Raw genomic sequence first — 19,846 nt, forward strand, 5'->3', positions numbered from 1 at the left:
GTGGCCCCGGAGGCTGGCTGAGGGGCCAGACTGGCCCTGCTGAATCCTGGTTGCCCCACGGCCAGCATGCGATATACGCGGCCGAGCTGCGTGGGCCTATGGATTGAAAGTGCGGGGATTGGGCGCCTGCGTGCATTTGGACTCGACGATATCCTTCCAGCCCAGCGGCTTGAGGCTGTTGCCGCAGGCTGCCAGATAAGCCTGGGCATAGCGCTCGGGCCAGCTTTCCCAGATCTGCTGGTGGTAGGCACTCAGGCCTTCAGTATTGGCCCCCAGTTTCAGGTACCAGCCGGCGGCACAGTGCCCATACTCGTGGGCTGCCACCCGCACCAGATCCCCCCGTGAGAGGGTGGGATCAATGTCCACCACACACTTTCTGGCAAGCGGGCCGGTCATCGTGTAGCCGGCAAATGGCGCTCCCTGACGGCGGACCAGTGCCCCCGGCGTGACCCAGCGCCAGGTCACCTGCACGTCATGCACTGTAGTCGTCCACTGGGCGTTGTCGCGCGCAGGAGCAACGAACGTGCAGCCTGTCAGGAGGGAAGCCAGCAACAGCATGAGTTTTGGCATGGACGTTCACACTAGCCTCAGCCCTGCTGCACATGCGGTGACGGTTCTTCCTTTACGGCAGGGCTCCTGAGCCTGTGGGCTGTCAGGGCTTTGAGCCTGTCCCCAGCACTTCTGCTGCTCTATGCAGTTCAAGTTGTCTGTTAGTTGACAAAACTACTCAACAAGTGCGCTATTCTCTGAGCATGATTCGCGGTCTTCTTGCTGCTACTACTCTGGCCCTGATGGCCAGTACTGCTCAGGCTCAACAGGCCAAAGAACTGCGCCTGGGCATCTTCCCCAACGTGACCCACGCTGCGGGTCTGGTGGGCGTGCAGCGCGGTCTGATCCAGAAAGAGCTGGGCGGCGTCAAGCTGGTCGTCAAGGAGTTTGCCAACGGCTCGCAGATCAATGAGGCCTTCGCTGCCGGTGCCATCGACGCGGCGTACGTGGGGCCGGGGCCGGCCATGAACGCCTTCATGCGCGGCGTCCCTATTCAGGTGTACGCCGGAGCGGCCAATGCTGGAGCCGTTCTGGTTGCGCGTAAGGACAGCGGTGTGCGGAACGTCAAGGGGCTGGCAGGCAAGAAGGTCGCGGTGCCGACCCGCGGTTCCACGCAGGACATCAGCCTGCGTCACCTGCTGCACGAAAATGGTCTGAGGGCCACCGACGAGGGGGGCAATGTGACTATCGTGCCGATTGATCCCGCCAACATGCCTGCTGCCTTTGCCGGCAAGCAGGTCGACGCCGCACTGGTGCAGGAGCCCTGGGGCGCCATCATGGAAACTCAGGGGGCCCGCCTGATTGCCAACGAAAAAGCTATCTGGGAGGGCGGCAACTACACCACCACCGTGCTGGTCGTGAACACCAGGTTCGCCGGTCAGAACCCGGACACGGTGCGTGACCTGCTGAGCGGGCACCTCGCTGCCATCAACTTCATCAAGAAGAGCAACGCGGGGGCTCAGAAAGCTATTGCCGAGCAGATCTACAGCTTTACCGGCAAACGCCCCAACAGCGCCGAACTGTTCAAGGCGCTGGCCCGGACCAGGGTCACCTGGGACATCAACCTCAAAACCCTGGGTGAGTACGCACAGCTCAATAAGGAAGCCGGCTTCGCGCGGGAGATCCCTGACCTCAACCGCTTTGTGAACCTCAGCATCATCCGCGGCCTGGCCAAGTAAATAAGGTCTTCTTTCCGGCGGCTCCCTGGCTATCAGGGGGCCACCGCCGTGTTGCCTTCCTTTCCAGGTACCGGACCCCAGGTAGACTGCCTGACATGACAGGGCCTAAAAAAGGATCACGGGGACGCGGCCCGAAGAAGAACACCGCGCAGGGGCGGGGCGGCAGCACCCGCGACACAGTGCGCCCAGCCAGGGAACGCACTTCACGCGGCAGTGAGGTGAGTACCGCTGGTGAACGCAGCAGCGAGCGCACGGGGGCTGCCCGAAGCGGCGCTCAGCGCAGCGGGCCTGGACGTACAGGAGGCAGCCGCACAGGAACGGGAACGGGCCGTACGGAGTCTGGACGCAGCGGCACAACAGGGCGCACTGCCTCTGGCGGCACAGCCGCAAGCCGCAGCAGCTCGGGATCCCAGAAAGCAGGAGCCACCCGGGGAAGTCGGACCGACGTCTCCAGACCCGGCACGTCCTCACGCCGCACCCCAGACGAACGCACCGGCGACACCGGGGGTGGGCGCTCAGCGGCAGCCGGTCAGACCCGCCGGGGGCCTCCCAAGGTCAGGAAGGCTCTGCCGGAACTCAAGCGGGTTCAGCTTGATGCCCCCGAACCCGACACTGTCTTTGTAGACCGTGACGGCGAACGCATCAGCTTTCCCGAAAGTAACCTCAAACGGGTCGCGGCGCGCATCCTGACGGACAAGAACAAGGCCTGGCGCTACCGGCCGTTCAGCTTCCCCCTCTTTACCGATCGCGGCGGCGAGCAGACCTTTCACTTTGACTTCTACATCTACGACGCCGAGGACAGTGTGATCCGCCTGCTGCTTGTCGTTCCCTTTGAATCCAGAGAAGTCTGGGACCGCGTCGGCCGGTTCAAGCGCCAGTATCCGATGTACACCTACGAGCTGTGGACTCCGGAAAAGCTCGCGCAGCTCAGTGGCCCCCGGGGCCGCCTGGGGTTCTGAGAAGCCCGCACCATCCTTAGCTAAGGAAAGTACAAGCTTGAGCATTCCCTGAGATTCAGGCGCAGTGTGTCTGCGCTCGTTTCAAGGAGCAGGGGGTGTCTGGTAACGTTTCCACAGACAGACGGGAACTTCGCGAAAATCAGAAGTTCCCGTCTCACGGTATTTGCCAGTCCCAGGTGTCCCGCGCACCTTGCTCAAGGAGTTTCCTGCATGTCCACCCTTCCAGTTTCCCGCCCAACCATCCGTGTCCTTCCAGGCAGCCCCTATCCGCTGGGAGCGACCTGGGACGGTAAAGGCACGAACTTCGCGCTGTATTCGGAAAATGCCACCGGTGTCGAGTTGTGTCTGTTTGACGACCAGGACCAGGAAACGCGCATTCCTCTCCGGGAACACACGGCCTTCGTGTGGCATGGCTACCTGCCGGGGCTTGCGCCGGGGCAGCGTTACGGCTACCGGGTTCACGGCGAGTACGCACCGGAAAAGGGGCTGCGCTTCAACCCGAACGTCGTGCTGCTTGACCCCTACGCCAAGGCCCTGGACGGCATCGAGCGCCTGGACCAGGGGGTATTCGGATACGAGGTGGGCAGCGACGACACGGTGATGCAACAAACCGAGCAGCGTGGCGCGCCTCTGGGCATCGTGGTGGACCCGATGTTCAACTGGGTGGGCGACCAGAAGCCGAATATTCCCTTTCACCAGTCGGTGATCTACGAAGCCCACGTCAAGGGCCTCACGATGACTCACCCGGACGTCCCCGAGGCCCTGAGAGGCACCTATGCCGGGGTGGCCACCGAACCGGTGCTGCGTTACCTGAAAGAACTGGGAATCACGGCCATCGAGTTCCTGCCCGTGCATCAGCATGTGGATGACCCCTTCCTGCTGGACAAAGGCCTGACCAACTACTGGGGTTACTCCACGCTGAGCTTTTTTGCCCCGGATGTGCGCTACTCGGCCGCGGCGCGGCGCGGCGACCCGGCTGGCGCCGTTCCGGAGTTCAAAAACATGGTGCGCGCCCTGCATGACGCAGGGATCGAGGTCATCCTGGACGTGGTGTACAACCACACGGCCGAGGGCAACCACATGGGCCCGACCATGTCGTTCAAGGGCATCGACAACCCCACCTATTACCGGCTGGTGGCCGACAACCCGCGCTTTTACTTCGATTACACCGGCACTGGTAACAGCCTCAACGTGCGCCACCCGCAGACCCTGCAGCTGATCATGGATTCGCTGCGCTACTGGGTCACGGAGATGCATGTGGACGGCTTCCGTTTCGACCTGGCCTCGACGCTGGCCCGCGGGCTGCACGAGGTCGATCAGTTGTCGGGCTTTTTCACGATCATTCACCAGGATCCGGTCATCAGCCAGGTCAAGCTGATCGCCGAACCCTGGGATGTGGGCGAAGGCGGCTATCAGGTCGGCAACTTTCCGGTCAACTGGGCCGAATGGAACGGGATCTACCGCGACGATATGCGCGCCTTCTGGCGCGGCGAGGGTGGCCTGGCCAGCGAGATCGGCTACCGCCTGACCGGTTCATCGGACCTGTATCAGAACGATGGTCGCAAGCCCTACGCCAGCATCAACTTTGTCACCGCTCACGACGGCTTTACCCTGCGTGACTCGGTGACTTACGAGCACAAGCACAACGAGGCCAACGGTGAGGGCGGCGCGGACGGTCATAACCACAACATCACCTGGAACTGTGGTGTGGAAGGCGAAACCGACGACCCCGAGGTCAACCGCCTGCGCCGCCAGCAGCAACGTAACTTCCTGGCCACGCTGCTGCTGGGGCAGGGCACGCCCATGCTCCTGGGCGGTGACGAGATCGGGCGCACCCAGGGCGGCAACAACAATGCCTACTGTCAGGACAATCAGATCAGCTGGTACAACTGGAACGATGTTGACCTGGACCTGCTGGCCTTTACCCGCCGCCTGATTTCCCTGCGCAAGGCGCACCCCGCACTGCACCGCCGGAAGTTCTTCACCGGACGCACCATTCGCGGCGAGGGTGTGCGCGACATTATGTGGCTGCGCTTTGACGGCCAGGAAATGAGTGACGACGACTGGAGCAACCCACACACGCAGTCGATGGGCATGTTTCTCGACGGCGACGGCTTGGATGATGTGGACGAGGCCGGCAATCCTCTGCACGATGACGATCTGCTTCTGCTCCTGAGTTCCTCGCACGTGGACCTGCCGTTCCGTCTGCCGGACTACGGCGGCTGCCGCTTCTGGGAACTGCTGATCGACACCACGGATGACAACGCCGAGGAGCTGGTCCGGGCCGGCTCTGAAACCAACCTGTGCGCCCGCAGCGTCAAGCTGTTCCGCTGCGTCCGCTGATCCCTTCCTCTCTTTAAAGCCTCCTCACGGGCCACCTCCGGGTGGCCGTTACCCTCAGAACACCGGGCGCTGCCTCCGCAGGTCCCGCGCCCTGTCTTATGTCTATCTGCCGGGTCCGGCATCAGCAAGAGCCGGGAGCCAGACCCGCCGGCAAAGGAGTGCCTGCCATGATTTCCTCTCTGTATCGTCTGATTGCTCTGCCCCAGGAGCGCGCCACATCCCCAGGTGCGGGACGGCGCGCTGAGGTGCAGCCATGACTGTCTCCCTGGAAGCACCTGTAAAAGTGCAGGCGGCGCCTGAAGGGCAAGCCCTGCCGGATGCCACCTACCGCCTGCAGCTACACGCTGGCTTCGACTTCGCGGCCGCGCAGAGGGTCCTGCCCTACCTGGCGCGCCTGGGCGTCACCGACGTCTACCTCTCTCCCATCTGGACCAGCACGCCCGGCAGCACGCACGGTTACGACGTTACCGACCACGCCGAGGTCAATCCAGAGCTGGGCGGCGAGGCGGCGCTGCGCCGGTTTGCAAAGCGGGTCCGCGACCTGGGCCTGGGGCTGATCGTCGATTTCGTCCCCAATCACATGGGCATTCAAAACGGCCACAACTCCTACTGGGAAGACGTGCTGCAACACGGGCAGGCCAGCCGCTACGCTCACTTCTTCGATATTTCCTGGCAGCCGCTGAAGCGGGCGCTGGAAGGCAAGGTGCTGCTGCCGGTGCTGGGTGACCAGTACGGCCGGGTGCTGGAGCGCGGCGAACTTCGCCTGGAGCGCCAGGGCGGAAAATTCTTCATCCGGTACTACGAACGCCTGTTTCCCATGTCGCCGCGCAGTCTCGCTGATCTGCTCTCGGGGGTCGAGGCCCGGTTGGACAAGGGGCAGCACGCGGAGCGCAGCGAACTGGCCAGTATTGCGCGCAGTGTGGCCAACCTGCCGCGCAGCACAGCCGGGGACCTGACTGACGATGACCGTCTAGGCCGCGCTCAGGAGGTGGAGGTCATGACCCGCCGCCTTGCAACGCTGGCCAACAGTTCGCGTGAAGTCAGCCGCGTGCTGGGTGACATGGTCGAGGCGGTTAACGCCGACCCGACGCTGCTTGACCGCCTGATCCAGGATCAGAATTACCGCCTGGCCAACTGGCGGGTGGCGTCCGAGGAAATCAACTACCGCCGGTTTTTTGACATCAATGATCTGGCCGCGCTCCGCATGGAAGACCCGCGCGTTTTCGAATGGGCGCACAGCAAACTGTTCGAGCTGATCCGCGACCGCGTCATCACCGGTGTGCGGCTTGACCACACCGACGGCCTGTACGACCCGGCCGGGTACTTCCAGGCCCTGCAGGCGGGGGCTGCCAGGGCACTGGGCCTGGACTGGGACGGCCAGAGTCAGCCCCTGCCACTGTACGTGGTAGCCGAGAAAATCCTGGAGCCTGGGGAGAAACTGCCGGAAGCCTGGGCCATTCACGGCACCACCGGCTACGATTTCCTGGCCCAGCTGGGCGGCGTGTTCGTGGACGGCACCGCCGAGGAGGATCTGAGCGCCATCTACCGGCGATTTACCGGAGACCGCGACTCGTACGGCGACCACCTGTACCGGGGCAAACACCTGATTCAGCGCAGCAGCCTTCCGGGCGAGGTCAATGTCCTGACCGAGCACCTCGAGCGTCTGGCTGAAGCGGACCTGCGTGCACGCGATTTCACACTCAGTGCCCTGCGGGTGGCAATACGCGAGGTTATTGCCTCGTTCCCGGTGTACCGCACCTATGTGCGTGCCGACGGACAGCGCGAGCCCGGCGACAACGCCAAGATCGAGCACGCCATCCGGGACGCCAAGGCCCACAGCCGCCGTGAAGGCAACGCCATTGATTCAAGCGTTTTTGACTATCTGCATGCGGTCCTTACTCTGGACGCACCAGACGACGAGACGCGCGCCGCCTACGCGGATTTTGCCCTTAAATTTCAGCAGCTGACCGGCCCCGTCACTGCCAAGGGTGCTGAGGATACCGCCTTTTACCGCTACGCCCGGCTCCTTTCCCTCAATGAGGTGGGCGGTGACCCGGCCCTGTTCGGCACGCCGCTGCGCGCTTTTCATGCCTCGGCACGGGAACGGGGAGAACGTTGGCCCCACTCCATGCTGGCCGGCAGCACCCACGACACCAAACGCGGTGAAGATACCCGCGCGCGCATCAGTGTGCTTTCGGAGCTGTCTCAGACGTGGTCGGCGTACCTGAGCCGATGGTCCGGGCAGATCCGCGCTCTGGAAACCCAGACTGACCTGGGAGGAGCCCCCACCCCACTGGACACCTATGTGCTGCTGCAAAGCGCACTGGGGGCCTATCCTCTGGACGGAAACCTGGACGGCTTTGCCGAGCGCCTGAGTGCCTACATGATCAAGGCCGCCCGCGAGGCCAAACTGCGCACCAGCTGGGCCTCACAGGACAGCGAGTACGAGACGGCTCTGGACCATATGGTGCGCGGTCTGCTGGACGAAGAGGCGTTCCTGAGCAGCCTGCGCGAGCTGCATGAGCGCATCAGTCCTTACGGCGCACAGAACAGCCTGAGTGCCACTCTGGCCCGCCTGAGCGCGCCTGGAGTGCCCGACACCTATCAGGGCTCGGAAGGCTGGAACCAGTCCCTGGTGGACCCGGACAACCGCCGGCCAGTGGATTACAGCTGGCGCACGCGAACCCTGAGCCGCCTGGAGTCCCGGCACGCCCAGGACGGCCTGAAACTGGCTCAGGATTTGCTGGGCTCCTATCAGGACGGACGGGTGAAACTGCTGGTCACCTGGGCAGCGCTCCAGGCCCGCGCCACTCACCGCACGCTGTTCCAGGAAGGCCGCTACCGTCCGCTGGAGGCAGGCAAGTACCTTCTGGCGTTTGCCCGTGAACTGGACGGCGAGGTGGCTGTGACGGTTGCTCCGCGCCTGACCCTGACCCTGACCCGTGAGGCACAGCCCTGGGCCCTTGGTGAACTATGGGGGAACCGTCAGTTGACCCTCCCCAGATCCGGGAGCTACCGCAATGTTTTGACCGGCCAGCAGTTCCGGGTTCGCGGCGAAAAGATTCCGGTGGCCAAGGTGCTCGAAGACTTCCCCCTGGCCCTGCTGATCCGCGAGTAGGCTCAAAACCCATCTGGTGGTCAGGCCGCTGGGGCTCAATGCCCCAGCGGCCTGGCTTGTTTTTTCTCTTTGTCGCCCTGGCGGCACAGTTCAGAAATTCAAAGTGTTCTACCACTCCAGGCGCGCCTTTTTGCCGTAACCTCCCCAAAACTGCCTTGTCTTTCTCTTAGACGCCAGGCGAGCAGGGGGTCCACAGTATTCAGGTCCAGGTCAGCCGTCACCATGTTCACCGTCCCCCTGAAGCACCTTCATCAGTGCCAGGGCATCGAACGGCGCATGGGTGCCGATATCGTTGTCGAAGTACACATACACATCCCGGGGGCGCAGAGGCACGGGCTCTTCTGTCAGACGCCGGGCGTCAGGAGGCTCCGTGCCCGCCTGCCAGGCGCGGATTCTCCGTGCCCAGGTGTCGATTTCGTCAGGTTGGTACCCGCTCCGGTACAGCTCTCTTGAACCGTGCAGGCGCACGTAGACAAAGTCTGCCGTGACTTCCTCGATCAGGGGGAACAGTCCGGCTGCGTCCGCCACCACCAGGGAAACCCCGGCACGCCGCAGCAACGAGGTCAGCTCAGGCGTCCTGAAACTGTCATGACGCACCTCCAGGGCGTAGCGGATCGGCAGCTCATGCTGAACGTCCATCCAGGCTCGGCCTTCCAGATGCGCACTGTGTTCCTGTGCCAGCCGGGCGGCCTCAGTGGTCGAACGGGGAAGCAGCGCCAGGAAATCCTCGATCAGGGCAGCGTCGAAACGCAGCCGCTCTGGCAGCTGCCACAGAACCGGACCCAGCCGGTCTTCCAGCCGCAACACCCCTGAAGCAAAGAAGTTCGAGAGCGGCTGCCGCACGTCCCGCAGCTTTTTCATGTGGGTGACGAACCGTCCGCCCTTCACCGCGAAGATGAAGCCGGGCGGCACCTGCGAAGCCCACCGGGCGTAGGTCTCGGGCCTTTGCAGGGAATAGAAGGACCCGTTGATTTCCACGCTGGCCATCTGTCCGGCGAGGTATTCCAGTTCGCGGCGCTGAACCAGCCCCTGCGGATAGTATGTTCCGCGCCAATGCCGGTACGTCCAGCCCGAGGTGCCGACATAGACACGTCCGGGCCCGGGCTGAGCCGGCAAGCTCATCACTTGCCCTCGGCTGCTGGCCCCGAACTGATCCTTGTGCAGGGCACCCTGCGCGGGTCAGGGAAGCACATTGCCCGCCGCGCGGTAGATCGCGTACCACTCTTCACGCGTCAGATGAACTTCGCTGGCCCTGCAGCAGTCCTTCAGGCGGTCAATGTTCATGGTGCCGATCACCGGCTGCATGCGGGCCGGGTGCCGCAGCAGCCAGGCAATCGCGATGGTCGTGTTGCTGACGCCGTAGGTGTGCGCCACTTCGTCTATTTTTGCGTTCAGCTCCGGGAACTTGTCGCTGCCCAGGAAGACACCATCGAAAAAGCCGTACTGAAACGGTGACCAGGGCTGAATGGTGATGTCGTGCAGGCGGCAGTACTCCAGGACGCCACCGTCGCGGTTGACGGCAGCGTCGTTTTCCATGTTCACGTTGAAGCCACTGGTGATCATGGTGGCGTTGGTGATGCTGAGTTGCAGCTGATTGGCCACAATAGGCTGCTGCACATACTTTTTCAGCAGATCGATCTGGCGTGGATGCTGATTCGAGACTCCAAAATGCCGGACTTTTCCTGAGCTCTGAAGCTGGTCGAAGGCTTCGGCCACCTCTTCGGGTTCCACCAGCGTGTCGGGGCGGTGCAGCAGCAGAATGTCGAGGTAATCGGTTTTCAGGCGCTGAAGGATGCCGTCGACCGACGCGAGGATGTGCTCCTTGGAAAAGTCGAACATGCCCTGCCGGATGCCGCATTTGGACTGCAGGATGATCTTCTCCCTGACTGCACTGTCCATCTGGATGGCATCGGCAAAGATCTCCTCGCACGCTCCACGGCCATAGATGTCAGCGTGATCAAAAAAGTTCGCGCCTTCGTCGAGGGCCGTCTGGATAAACCGCTCGGCTTCCGCCTTGTCTAGAGAATTGATGCGCATACAGCCCACCGCAACGACAGGCACGTCAAGCTGGCTGGTACCGAGTTTTATGGTCCTCATAGGAAAGTCCTCCTTGGATTGCTCAGACATCATGCCGCAGTGACCTCATTCAGGTCCTGCTTTTACCTCAGCTCACTCCTTGGCTTACGTTCACGATAACTGAGCGGCGCTCTCCGGCTCTGAAGAAGTCCCGCGCACGGACCCTGTTCCCGCATCAGGCAAGTGGGGAATCAGCAAGACGGTCAAGCCAGTCCTGTGGACTGTCATACACGGCCACAGCTCCCTCAAAACGGTCGTCCCCGCCGCAGCGCAGGGCCACCGCGTCGACTCCCGCCTTCCGCGCGCTCTCTATGTCGAAGGGTGTATCTCCTACCATCAGCACTTCCACAGGCTTCAGGCCGAGCTTGCCGACCGCTGCCTGCACGATGTCGGGTTCGGGTTTGGAGGCCTCCACGTCAGAGGCTGTGGTGCGCCTGGTGAGCAGATCCCGGACCTGGGCGATGTCCAGGAGGCCGTCTACCAGCGCCTCGTCCGCCGAGGTACCGGCTATAAGTTTCAGACCGCGTTCCTGCAGAGCTTGCAGCAGGGCCCGGGCGCCGGGCTGCGGCTGTACCTGTGCCAGCTCGTCGTGCTGGAAGTGACGCTTCCATCCTTCGCTGAGCTGCTCGTAGGTAGGATGGCCCTTCCCGATTCCGGTCAGGCGGGGTACCAGCTGGTCTCCACCCATGCCGATCAGAGGCCGCACCTGCCCAAAAGACACTTCAAACCCTGCATCGGCAAAGGCGCGCACCCAGGCACGGGCATGAGCATCATTGCTGTCCACCAGAGTGCCGTCGATATCAAAGATCACGCCTCGGTACTGATCCCCCATTTCGGCAACCTACGCGCTTGCTGGAGCCGCCACGTAAGAGCGGAGCTGAACAGCACTTCATGCTGCGTGACCCACTGGACCTCCGGGTCAACGCCGCGGCGTCAGCTGTGAGGTGGGGCAGAGATGGGTTCTGCACCGGCGGCAACAGTGCTGAGGCCAGAGTCATGCGGCGGTGTGTTCGTGGGTTCTTCATCTGGCTTCTGTTGCTGCGGGGTCTGTGACGTTATCGGGAACCCGGGCAGCTTGAGAGACGTATTCTGTGGTGTATGCAGACTTATCCTTCTGTCAGAAGCGGAACGGCGGACCTGGTCCGCACGTTCATGGCCCGCACCTACTCCTGGATGGCAGCCGGTCTGGCCCTGACCGCCGGTGTCGCCTACCTGACCGCTCAGAATGAAACCCTCGCCATGCAGGTCATGGCCCTCAGACTGCCACTTATCCTGGCGCAGCTGGCGCTGGTCTTTGTGCTGAGCATGTTTGCCCAGCGCCTGTCGAGTGCAGTGGCTGGCATGTTGTTCATCGGCTACGCCGCCCTGACCGGCCTGACCTTCAGCGCCCTGCTGTTTGCCTATTCGCCCACCGCCGTCATCACTGCCTTTGCCACCACTGCCGGTACTTTCGGGCTGATGAGCGTGGCCGGTTTCGTGATCAAGAAGGACCTCAGCGCCATGGGCCGCTTTTTCATGTTCGCGGTGCTGGGCCTGATTGTGGCCATGATCGTCAACCTGTTCGTGGCCAGCAGCGCCCTGACCCTGGGCATCAGCATCGTCGGCGTGCTGGTGTTCGCTGGGCTGACCGCCTATGACACCCAGATGCTGCGCAACCTGGCGCTGAGCGGCGTGACCGGCGAGCAGGCCGAGCGCGCAGCCATTAATGGCGCCCTGGCCCTGTACCTGGACTTTATCAACATGTTCCTGTTTATCCTGCGTCTGTTCGGTGGCAGCCGCGACTGAGCGGCGTCACCCCTCCGTTCACTTCACAACAAGTCAGAACCCGGACTCAACAGTCCGGGTTTCTTGTTGCCTGTTGACGGTTTCCGTCGCGCAGCTTAGGGCTATGCCAAACGGGTGCCGCCAGCGGGCTGCCCCGGTCTGTCTGGCCCTGCCCACTCTGGACACAGACGTAAGCCAGACAACCTGCTGGCCTCCTGTGCGCCCCGGAGGCCAACAGACGCGGCTTACATCCGGCTGCAGGTCCAGCGCCTCTCTCCACTGGCCGTCGGGATCACGATCCACAGGCGGCCACCTTCCAACAGCTCAGCCGTGGCCCGGTCAAAACCGCTGCCACTGAAGTGTGTCAGGCCCGTCGCCGGGTCGAGGCGCCAGCGTCCGGCGCCCCCGTACACATCCTTATAGGTACCGCCCGCAAGAAGGTTGAAATATCCTCGCGTCTCGATCTCATAGGTGTAGCTTCCGTTGAGGAAGCGCGGGATGGTCTCGGCACATCCGTATTTACCAGGGGTAGGAGCCTGTGCCGCCTTCGGCGCTGTCTTGGCCGGCGCAGGCGCCGCTTTCACGGGTGCTTGTGCGGGCGCAGGCTTCCCGGCCGCTGGTGCGGGCGCCCCCTTCAGCTGACACCAGCCGAGCACGACACTCTCGGCGTCCCCGTACAACACCGCTACATACCGGTTGCTCTTTTCAGTCAGCAGAAATGACAGGGAGTAACTTTCATCATCTTCCTCTTCAGCCAGCTGCTTGTAGGTCAGGCCCCGCGTCTTGAACTGAGCGGCGAGGTTGTCAATGACCTGCTCTGCCAGATCGGAACTGTCCCACACGAGATATTCGCTGCTCTGGCAGCCGCTGCTCTGCCCTGCGGCCAGCGTGTTCAGGAACTGCCCGAATTCCCGGGTCGCAGCGGCGTCAGTCACCCGAACAGCGCCCGTCGTTAGCGGAATACGCAGGAGAGAAGAGCTACTGGCCGGGCCTTGCTGCGCATAGGCGGCCGAGCCCAACAGGACAGACAGAAGTATCACGGTTCTCTTCATTACAGACCTTCCTTCAGGGAGGGAGATGGCGGCAGTGTAAAAGCACGTGACTAACGGGCCACTCACAGCAGGGGCGGCAGCTGGTTCATTTCAACCTGGCTGGAGTTCTGTCAGGACGGGAGCAGTGATTGATTCCGGGTGCCCGTCAGTCGCCCCGACCATCCATGACACCGCTGCCCAGCAACTGGGCCTGGAAGTCTCCAAAAGGCGTATGTGTGCGTGCCCAGGACACTGCCGCCTGCACGTCGTAGGCAACAGCCAGGAACTCCACAGCCCACCCAGCCCCACGCCGCTCCAGCAGGGTCCAGCGTGCCCGGGGATCACCATCTACCTGGTCACTGACGGCGCCAGCATTAACAATCAGGGTGTCGCCCACCCGGGTCGCGCCGGGCCGGTGAGTGTGCCCACACACGATGACCTCTGCCTGCAGGGGTGCCACCGCAGCCAGCAGCTCCCGGGGATCCCGGGAGCGGTAAAACCCGCGCCCGTCCGGGCCGCGGTCCCAGACCCACAGCAGGCTTTCCCAGCTGCTGTCCGGTGTGCCGTGGCACGCCAGGACGCGGCCACCGTCCAGCCGGGCTGTCAGGGGCAGAGCCGAAAGCCGCGCCACGGTGGCCTTATCCAGCTGGGTGGCCAGCCAGGCGCCGTACTGCAGGCTCAGCGGATTACGGCGGCCACCGGGCCAGAGCTTTTCTTCGTTGTTGCCGCGAACCTCCACTGCCCCCAGTTCGGCCTGCAATTGGGCCGCGCGCCCGGGATCGGCGCTCCCCTCCACCTGGTCACCCAGATTGACAATGATGTCGGGCGCCGCGGAGCGCACCTCGCGCAGCGTCGCCTCCAGAGCAAAAGCGTTGCCGTGAACATCGGAAATGACTGCCACCCGCACACCCGCAGCCTAGCGCGCTAGCATGCAGCATGAGCATTCTGCCCGACTGGCGGATTCGTGAACTTGCCCATGACGGGATGATCGAACCTTTTGAAGACCGCCTGGTCCGTACCGCCGAGAGCGCCCACGTCATCAGCTACGGCCTGAGCAGTTTCGGCTATGACCTGCGCTGCGCCGACGAATGGAAAGTCTTTACCAATGTCATGAGCGCCATCGTGGACCCTAAGGCCTTCGACGAGCGCAGCTTCGTGGACATTCAGGCCACCGAGATCATTATTCCGCCCAACAGCTTCGTGCTGGCGCGCAGCCTGGAATACCTGCGTATCCCTGAGAACGTGATGGTTGTGGCGCTAGGCAAATCGACCTACGCCCGCTGCGGCATCGTGGCCAACGTCACGCCGCTGGAGCCGGGCTGGGAAGGCCACGTGACGCTGGAGTTCAGCAACACCACGCCGCTGCCCGCCAAAATGTATGCCTTCGAGGGCTGTGTTCAGCTGTTGTTTTTTGAAGGTCCGCGCCCTGAGGTCACGTATGGCGACCGCAAAGGCAAGTATCAGGGCCAGCGCGGCGTCACCCTTCCAAGACTATAACAACTGTCGGTTCTTCGACGACTCGTAAGCGGCAGTCAGCGACCTGTGGGCCTGACAACTTGCCCTGCGCAAAGTGCACGGCGCTAAGGGATATACCCACCGGTATGGCCGACGGACGCCGCAACTGTTCTTCAATCTTTCGGAACGGTGGCAGGTCGGGCTGCCGAAGTCCATGGACAGGTGGTGCTGTGTTCCTTGAGCCAGGGGGCCTAGGCGCAGCATCTGCCAAATTCTGGAGGTCAAGTCGCTGTTTGTTGCGCCAGCCGGGCAAGGACTTGGCCCGGGAGGCGCTTTGATGGAAGCAGTCAAATTCCAAGCGAGAACACTGGACTGCCCGGTAGCGCTTCAGGTTGCGGAACGAAACGTCGCGGCGTTGGGTCTGTATCTGTATAGCAGTCTCCTGGATAGCGCCCCGTGAGCATGGTGCAGGCAACCTGGAGTGATCCGGACGAACAGAGCCCGGTCGTGTCTGTGCTGCAGCTGCCTCAGTCCTGGGCCCACCAGACCGGACCTGAGGTCATGGAGGACTGCCGCCAGACGATCGTTGGCGTTTGTAAACGGAATTTGGGGTGATCCGAAAGTTCCCTCAGAAACCCTCTGTCAGGCTGTGGCTATGCCAGACCAAGATGACAAGAACAAGGGCCATACCAGCCAGCCGCAGGACTATGACCGCAACAAGCAGGAAGTGCACGACATCAACCATGACCGGCAGCCGTCGCTCAAGGGTGTAAACGACCGCGAGGCCAACGCTGCCCGAAACACCGAGCACGATGGCCACAAAGAAAAACAGGATGCAGAAGAGGCGCGCTCAGTGCCAGCCACCAACCAGGGCTGAACATAAACCCGTGCTGCGCACGAGGACAGGGCCATGGCCCTGTCCTCATATTGCATGTGCCCCGAGCTGCACGATGTCGGCCGGACCTGAGCATGACTCCCAGTGTCCTTGTCAGCAGCCACGCTCACCTGCGAACAGTGGATGTAACGGCCGGCCGCTAGACTCAGACTGTGAACAAACTGGTCATCGTGGCGGCAAAGCGCACGCCAATCGGAAGCTTCATGGGCACCCTGAAGGACGTTAGTGCAGTGGACCTGGGGGTTGCAGCGGCCCGTGCTGTGCTTGACGGCGTGGGAAGTGCCGACGTTGCCGACGTGATCGTCGGTAACGTCCTGCAGGCAGGTCAGGGCATGAACGTGGCCCGGCAGATCGCGCTGGGTTCCGGCCTGCCCCATGACGTCCCGGGACTGACGGTCAACCGGGTATGCGGCAGCGGCCTGCAGGCTGTCGTAAGCGCGGTACAGGGTCTTAAGTCGGGGGACGGGCACCTGTATCTGGCTGGCGGCACCGAGAACATGAGCCGCGCACCCTTTTTGCTGCCCCGCGCCCGTGAGGGCTACCGGCTGGGGCATGCCCAGGCGCTCGACAGCATCCTGTCCGACGGCCTGACGGATGTGTTTCATGACTACCACATGGGGGTGACGGCCGAGAACATCGCCGAAGCCTGGAACCTGAGCCGCGAGCAGCAGGACGCCTTTGCCCTGGAAAGCCAGAACCGCGCGGCAGCCGCGATAGAAGGCGGCCACTTTGCCGACGAGCTGATCAGCGTTGAAGTTCCAGGCCGCAAGGGGCCAACTGTATTCGACCGTGACGAATACCCCCGTGCCACCACTGCTGAGGCCCTGGCCAAGCTGAAGCCCGCTTTCAGGAAGGACGGCACCGTCACGGCCGGCAATGCCAGTGGCATCAACGACGGCGCGGCCATGCTGGTCGTGACGACCGAGGACTATGCCCAGGCCAACGGGCTGAAGGTTCTGGCGGAAATCACCAGCTACGCCGCCATCGGGGTGGATCCCAAGATCATGGGGATCGGACCTGCCAAAGCAGTTCCTGTGGCACTGGGACGGGCCGGCATGAGCGTTGCCGACGTGGACCTGTTCGAACTGAACGAGGCCTTTTCGGCGCAGTCGCTGGCCGTGGTCCGTGATCTGGAAGTGGACACTGCGAAAGTCAACATCACCGGGGGCGCCATCGCCCTGGGTCACCCGATCGGGGCTTCCGGCGCGCGTGTGCTGGTCACACTGATTCACCAGTTGCGCCGTACCGGGAAGGAAATTGGTGTGGCCAGCCTGTGTATCGGCGGTGGCATGGGAATTGCCATGGTGATCCGCGCACGCGGGTAAGCAGCTTCATGGCGCTGATCAGGCTGACAGGCGCCACGCTAGCCTGAGGCATGACCACCGACGCCGTCACCGACCTGTTCAGTGCCATTCATTCAAATAACCTTCCGGGCGTCCAGCTGCTGATTACCGCCGAGCCGGAACTGCTGCGCTCGGTGAGCCCCTCCGGGCTGAGTCCAGTGCTGTTTGCGGCCTATTATCACCGGCCCGAGATCCTGCGGGCCCTGATCGGCGCCGGCGCACCGCTCAACCTGTTTGAAGCTGCCGCGGCAGGCGAGACAGAGCGGGTGGGCGCTCTGCTTGACGAGCAGCCTGGACTGGTCAACAGCTTCAGCCCTGACGGTTTCTCGCCGCTGGGGCTGTCCGCGTTTTTCGGGCACGATGAGGCGGCCGAACTGCTGCTGACCCGTGGGGCCGACGTGAACGCCGTGAGCCGTAACCCTATGCAGGTGCAGCCCCTTCACTCTGCAGCGGCCGGCAACCATGCCCGGCTGGCCCAGGCTCTGGTGCGGGCCGGTGCTGAGGTAAACGCTGCACAGCACGGCGGCTTTACGCCACTGATGAGTGCTGCACAGAACGGCAATGCCGGGCTGGTGCTGTTTCTGCTTTCGGCGGGTGCCGACCCTGCGGCCCAGACTACGGACGGACAGGACGCCGCTGCTCTGGCAGCAGAGGGGGGTTATGAGGAAATCGTCATCCTGCTGAAGGGAGAAGCAAGTCCGCGTCAAGAAACGCGGAATGCACCCTGAGCCTGGGCTTGCCAAACTGGGTCATGAATGAAGAACGCAAACTGATTGGTGAAACCGGGGCACAGACCGGTTTTGACACGCCCGATCCCAAGGACGACCACGCCACTATCTACACCACCACCCCAGACTCCAGCAAGGTCAGCACCGCCAACAAGCTCAGCTATGAGCCGGTGGATATCCCTGACCCCAAGGAGGTCACGGGCCAGTTCGATCATCTGGCCACGCGCGATCCGAAGGAGATGGACGCTCTGCAGGACGCCGAGATGGCCGGAACACAGACGGTAGGTGGAGTCGATACCCATGCCCTGGACCTTGCCACGCCGGCCGCGGGCATCGGTATCAATGCGGGGCTGGGCCCAGCCATCGAGCAGCGCACCCGCGCGGCGGATCCCAATCCTGGCTATACCCCGCCCAGCGAGATGACTGTGCCTCACGTCAGTGAGCGGCCTGCCGACCTGCCGGAAGGCGAGCGCGCTGAATTACAGAACGAGGTGCAGGGCACAGACCGCACTGGACGATAAGGGCCGGCACTAAAAGGACCACACAGAACGATCTGTGTGGTCCTTTTCGGTGTGTCGCTGCTCAAAGCTTTCTAGACGCGGCGGTTAGAGCGGTGCAACGTACACAATGCCCTGGTCGGTACGGGTCTGGTACAGGCGCACGGGCTTCACGGCCGGCAGGGTCCGGGGTTTGCCGGTGCTGAGCTCAAACTTTGCGCCGTGTTTCTCGCAAGTGATACGCCCCTGGCTGACCTCTCCCCCCAGCAGCGGGTAGTCCTTGTGCGTGCAGTTGTTACGCAGCGCGTAGAACTGTCCTTCATAACGCACCACCAGCACACTCACGCCCTGCACGTTCACGGCGCACTGGTGGCCCTCGGGCAGCTCAGCTTCCGGGCCGACCGCGACCCAGTCAGCCTGCTCAGCAGTGATGGCTTCACTCATAGCTGCACCTCACTCCTTACAGCCCAAAACGGGCATAGATATCGTCAACGTGCCTCAGGTACCATCCCAGGTCGAAAGCAGCGTCGAGGTCGGCGTCACTCAAGGGATTTTCAGGGTCGGCCTTCAGCAGGTCACGCAGGCCCTCACCAGTTTCCCAGCTGCGCAGGGCATTGCGCTGCACCAGCCCGTAGGCGTCCTCGCGCATCATGCCCTTCTCGTCGATCAGCGCGTGCAGGACCCGCTGGCTGAAAACCAGCCCACCCAGGTCGTTGAGGTTGCGCAGCATCCGGTCCGGGAATACCACCAGATCACCCAGCACCCCCGTCAGGCGCCGGGTGGCGTAGCTGGCCGCTGCCGTGGCGTCCGGCAGAATCACGCGCTCGGCGCTGGAGTGCGAGATATCGCGCTCGTGCCACAAGGCCACGTTGTCCAGGCCCGTGACCAGAAAGCCTCGCAGAAGCCGGGCAAAGCCAGTCACATTCTCGGTCAGGATCGGGTTTTTCTTGTGCGGCATGGAGCTGCTGCCGGTCTGGCCCTTGCCGAAAGGCTCCATAGCCTCGCGCACCTCGCTGCGCTGCAGGTGACGGATCTCGACGGCAATTTTTTCCAGGGTGGCGCCCAGGATGGCCAGGGCCGAGAGCACCTCCGCGTGGCGGTCGCGCGAGAGGGTCTGGTTGGTCACCGGCGCGGCCTGCCAGCCCCACATGGCGGCGACATCTTCCTCTACACGCGGTGAGACGTGGGCGTAGGTGCCCACCGACCCGGAAAGCATCACAACCTGCACGCGCCTGCGGGCAGACGCCAGACGTTCGAGGTCACGGTCCAGCGCTGCCATCCAGTTCAGGAACTTCAGCCCGAACGTCATGGGCTCGGCGTGAATCCCGTGCGTGCGCCCCACGGTGGGGGTGTGCTTATACGTCACGGCCTGGGTGCGGCAGACCTCGCGCAGGGCCTGCACGTCCTGTTCGATCAGCTCCATCGCCTGATCAAGCAGCAGATTCTGTGCTGTATCCACCACGTCGGTGCTGGTCAGGCCGTGATGAATAAAGCGGGCCTCTTCGCCGTAGCGGTCCGTCAGAGCGCGGGTAAAGGCCACGATATCGTGCCGGGTCACCGCCTCGATCTCGGCCACCTTCTGGGCAAAGGCGTCGTCCAAAGGGTCAGCCTCGCTCTTACGGACCAGCGTCGTATGGGCTTCACGAGGCACCTCACCATGGCTGGCTTGGGCATCCATAGCGCTCAGCTCGACTTTCAGCCAGGCACGGTACTTGTTGGCCTCGCTCCACAGCGCCTTCATTTCGGGGGTCAGATAACGGTCGATCACGACCGGCAGCGTAGCACCGTCATCATGGGGCATCCGGTGCTGATCTGGCCCTGATGCCCGAATGAGTGCCGTGCGCCCTTGCCACACAGATTCGCATCAGGTTTGTCGGCTAGGGTTGAACGCAAACGTTGGAGGTGCAGCA

General features: G+C 63.0%; 19 protein-coding genes. 11 read left to right on the plus strand and 8 right to left on the minus strand.

Annotated elements, in window-relative coordinates; genetic code table 11:
* Nucleotides 1-96: 96 nt before the first annotated feature.
* Nucleotides 97-570 carry a hypothetical protein gene (locus DEIDE_RS09525; protein WP_012693748.1) on the minus strand — a complete coding sequence of 158 codons (474 nt, stop codon included), beginning with the start codon at nt 568-570 and terminating at the stop codon, nt 97-99.
* Between the two features lie 182 nt (nt 571-752).
* Here DEIDE_RS09525 and DEIDE_RS09530 point away from each other — a divergent pair, with 182 nt between their 5' ends.
* The 4 genes from DEIDE_RS09530 to treY all read left to right on the plus strand — a co-directional run bounded on the left by DEIDE_RS09530 (nt 753) and on the right by treY (nt 8,147).
* Nucleotides 753-1,727 carry an ABC transporter substrate-binding protein gene (locus DEIDE_RS09530; RefSeq protein ID WP_012693749.1) on the plus strand — a complete coding sequence of 325 codons (975 nt, stop codon included), beginning with the start codon at nt 753-755 and terminating at the stop codon, nt 1,725-1,727.
* Between the two features lie 95 nt (nt 1,728-1,822).
* Nucleotides 1,823-2,686: a hypothetical protein gene (locus DEIDE_RS09535; RefSeq protein ID WP_012693750.1), complete on the plus strand. Its 864-nt coding sequence runs from the start codon at nt 1,823-1,825 to the stop codon at nt 2,684-2,686.
* Nucleotides 2,687-2,896: 210 nt separating this feature from the next.
* The gene (gene glgX / locus DEIDE_RS09540; protein ID WP_012693751.1) at nt 2,897-5,029 is read left to right on the plus strand and encodes a glycogen debranching protein GlgX; all 2,133 of its coding nucleotides are present in this window, start codon (nt 2,897-2,899) and stop codon (nt 5,027-5,029) included.
* A 253-nt stretch (nt 5,030-5,282) separates the two neighbouring features.
* Complete coding sequence (gene treY, locus DEIDE_RS09545; protein ID WP_012693752.1) at nt 5,283-8,147, plus strand: malto-oligosyltrehalose synthase; 2,865 nt, start codon at nt 5,283-5,285, stop codon at nt 8,145-8,147.
* A 210-nt stretch (nt 8,148-8,357) separates the two neighbouring features.
* On the opposite strand, the gene DEIDE_RS09550 is transcribed toward treY, so the two are convergent.
* From DEIDE_RS09550 to DEIDE_RS09560, 3 genes are all read right to left on the minus strand, one after another.
* Nucleotides 8,358-9,269: a DUF72 domain-containing protein gene (locus DEIDE_RS09550; RefSeq protein WP_012693753.1), complete on the minus strand. Its 912-nt coding sequence runs from the start codon at nt 9,267-9,269 to the stop codon at nt 8,358-8,360.
* A gap of 57 nt (nt 9,270-9,326) precedes the next feature.
* Nucleotides 9,327-10,244 carry an aldo/keto reductase gene (locus DEIDE_RS09555; protein WP_012693754.1) on the minus strand — a complete coding sequence of 306 codons (918 nt, stop codon included), beginning with the start codon at nt 10,242-10,244 and terminating at the stop codon, nt 9,327-9,329.
* Between the two features lie 154 nt (nt 10,245-10,398).
* A complete protein-coding gene (locus DEIDE_RS09560; protein WP_012693755.1) occupies nt 10,399-11,055 on the minus strand; it encodes an HAD family hydrolase in 657 nt (218 codons plus the stop codon).
* Between the two features lie 266 nt (nt 11,056-11,321).
* On the opposite strand from DEIDE_RS09560, the gene DEIDE_RS09565 reads away from it, so the two are divergent.
* Nucleotides 11,322-12,008 carry a Bax inhibitor-1/YccA family protein gene (locus DEIDE_RS09565; protein ID WP_012693756.1) on the plus strand — a complete coding sequence of 229 codons (687 nt, stop codon included), beginning with the start codon at nt 11,322-11,324 and terminating at the stop codon, nt 12,006-12,008.
* 224 nt (nt 12,009-12,232) lie between these two features.
* On the opposite strand, the gene DEIDE_RS19385 is transcribed toward DEIDE_RS09565, so the two are convergent.
* Both DEIDE_RS19385 and DEIDE_RS09575 read right to left on the minus strand, forming a co-directional pair.
* Complete coding sequence (locus tag DEIDE_RS19385) at nt 12,233-12,922, minus strand: hypothetical protein (RefSeq protein WP_041227204.1); 690 nt, start codon at nt 12,920-12,922, stop codon at nt 12,233-12,235.
* A gap of 262 nt (nt 12,923-13,184) precedes the next feature.
* Complete coding sequence (locus tag DEIDE_RS09575; RefSeq protein ID WP_012693758.1) at nt 13,185-13,925, minus strand: metallophosphoesterase family protein; 741 nt, start codon at nt 13,923-13,925, stop codon at nt 13,185-13,187.
* A 29-nt stretch (nt 13,926-13,954) separates the two neighbouring features.
* Between DEIDE_RS09575 and dcd the strand changes: the two genes are divergently transcribed.
* From dcd to DEIDE_RS09600, 6 genes are all read left to right on the plus strand, one after another.
* Entirely contained in the window at nt 13,955-14,515 is a 561-nt protein-coding gene (dcd, locus tag DEIDE_RS09580; protein ID WP_012693759.1) for a dCTP deaminase, read from the plus strand.
* Between the two features lie 232 nt (nt 14,516-14,747).
* Nucleotides 14,748-14,933, plus strand: a complete 186-nt coding sequence (locus tag DEIDE_RS19870) for a GNAT family N-acetyltransferase (RefSeq protein WP_420809964.1) — start codon at nt 14,748-14,750, stop codon at nt 14,931-14,933.
* 195 nt (nt 14,934-15,128) lie between these two features.
* The gene (locus tag DEIDE_RS09585) at nt 15,129-15,350 is read left to right on the plus strand and encodes a hypothetical protein (RefSeq protein WP_012693760.1); all 222 of its coding nucleotides are present in this window, start codon (nt 15,129-15,131) and stop codon (nt 15,348-15,350) included.
* Nucleotides 15,351-15,520: 170 nt separating this feature from the next.
* The gene (locus DEIDE_RS09590) at nt 15,521-16,693 is read left to right on the plus strand and encodes an acetyl-CoA C-acetyltransferase (RefSeq protein ID WP_012693761.1); all 1,173 of its coding nucleotides are present in this window, start codon (nt 15,521-15,523) and stop codon (nt 16,691-16,693) included.
* A 50-nt stretch (nt 16,694-16,743) separates the two neighbouring features.
* Nucleotides 16,744-17,439, plus strand: a complete 696-nt coding sequence (locus DEIDE_RS09595; protein WP_012693762.1) for an ankyrin repeat domain-containing protein — start codon at nt 16,744-16,746, stop codon at nt 17,437-17,439.
* Nucleotides 17,440-17,462: 23 nt separating this feature from the next.
* Nucleotides 17,463-17,960, plus strand: coding sequence for a hypothetical protein (locus DEIDE_RS09600; RefSeq protein ID WP_012693763.1), 498 nt, complete (start codon nt 17,463-17,465; stop codon nt 17,958-17,960).
* An 84-nt stretch (nt 17,961-18,044) separates the two neighbouring features.
* On the opposite strand, the gene DEIDE_RS09605 is transcribed toward DEIDE_RS09600, so the two are convergent.
* Together DEIDE_RS09605 and purB are read right to left on the minus strand one after the other, a co-directional pair.
* Nucleotides 18,045-18,380: a non-heme iron oxygenase ferredoxin subunit gene (locus DEIDE_RS09605; RefSeq protein ID WP_012693764.1), complete on the minus strand. Its 336-nt coding sequence runs from the start codon at nt 18,378-18,380 to the stop codon at nt 18,045-18,047.
* Nucleotides 18,381-18,396: 16 nt separating this feature from the next.
* Entirely contained in the window at nt 18,397-19,704 is a 1,308-nt protein-coding gene (purB, locus tag DEIDE_RS09610) for an adenylosuccinate lyase (RefSeq protein ID WP_041227549.1), read from the minus strand.
* Nucleotides 19,705-19,846: the final 142 nt, after the last annotated feature.

Origin of the sequence: Deinococcus deserti VCD115, assembly GCF_000020685.1 — a bacterium.
Lineage (GTDB): Bacteria > Deinococcota > Deinococci > Deinococcales > Deinococcaceae > Deinococcus > Deinococcus deserti.

Excerpts from the sequence above, each read along its gene's own strand:
- DEIDE_RS09605 (WP_012693764.1), bottom strand. The coding sequence starts at position 18,380 with ATGAGTGAAGCCATCACTGCTGAGCAGGCTGACTGGGTCGCGGTCGGC.
- glgX (WP_012693751.1), top strand. The coding sequence starts at position 2,897 with ATGTCCACCCTTCCAGTTTCCCGCCCAACCATCCGTGTCCTTCCAGGC.
- DEIDE_RS09550 (WP_012693753.1), bottom strand. The coding sequence starts at position 9,269 with ATGAGCTTGCCGGCTCAGCCCGGGCCCGGACGTGTCTATGTCGGCACC.
- treY (WP_012693752.1), top strand. The coding sequence starts at position 5,283 with ATGACTGTCTCCCTGGAAGCACCTGTAAAAGTGCAGGCGGCGCCTGAA.
- DEIDE_RS09565 (WP_012693756.1), top strand. The coding sequence starts at position 11,322 with ATGCAGACTTATCCTTCTGTCAGAAGCGGAACGGCGGACCTGGTCCGC.
- DEIDE_RS09535 (WP_012693750.1), top strand. The coding sequence starts at position 1,823 with ATGACAGGGCCTAAAAAAGGATCACGGGGACGCGGCCCGAAGAAGAAC.
- DEIDE_RS09530 (WP_012693749.1), top strand. The coding sequence starts at position 753 with ATGATTCGCGGTCTTCTTGCTGCTACTACTCTGGCCCTGATGGCCAGT.
- DEIDE_RS09595 (WP_012693762.1), top strand. The coding sequence starts at position 16,744 with ATGACCACCGACGCCGTCACCGACCTGTTCAGTGCCATTCATTCAAAT.
- DEIDE_RS09560 (WP_012693755.1), bottom strand. The coding sequence starts at position 11,055 with ATGGGGGATCAGTACCGAGGCGTGATCTTTGATATCGACGGCACTCTG.
- DEIDE_RS09555 (WP_012693754.1), bottom strand. The coding sequence starts at position 10,244 with ATGAGGACCATAAAACTCGGTACCAGCCAGCTTGACGTGCCTGTCGTT.
- DEIDE_RS09600 (WP_012693763.1), top strand. The coding sequence starts at position 17,463 with ATGAATGAAGAACGCAAACTGATTGGTGAAACCGGGGCACAGACCGGT.
- DEIDE_RS09585 (WP_012693760.1), top strand. The coding sequence starts at position 15,129 with ATGCCAGACCAAGATGACAAGAACAAGGGCCATACCAGCCAGCCGCAG.
- dcd (WP_012693759.1), top strand. The coding sequence starts at position 13,955 with ATGAGCATTCTGCCCGACTGGCGGATTCGTGAACTTGCCCATGACGGG.
- DEIDE_RS09525 (WP_012693748.1), bottom strand. The coding sequence starts at position 570 with ATGCCAAAACTCATGCTGTTGCTGGCTTCCCTCCTGACAGGCTGCACG.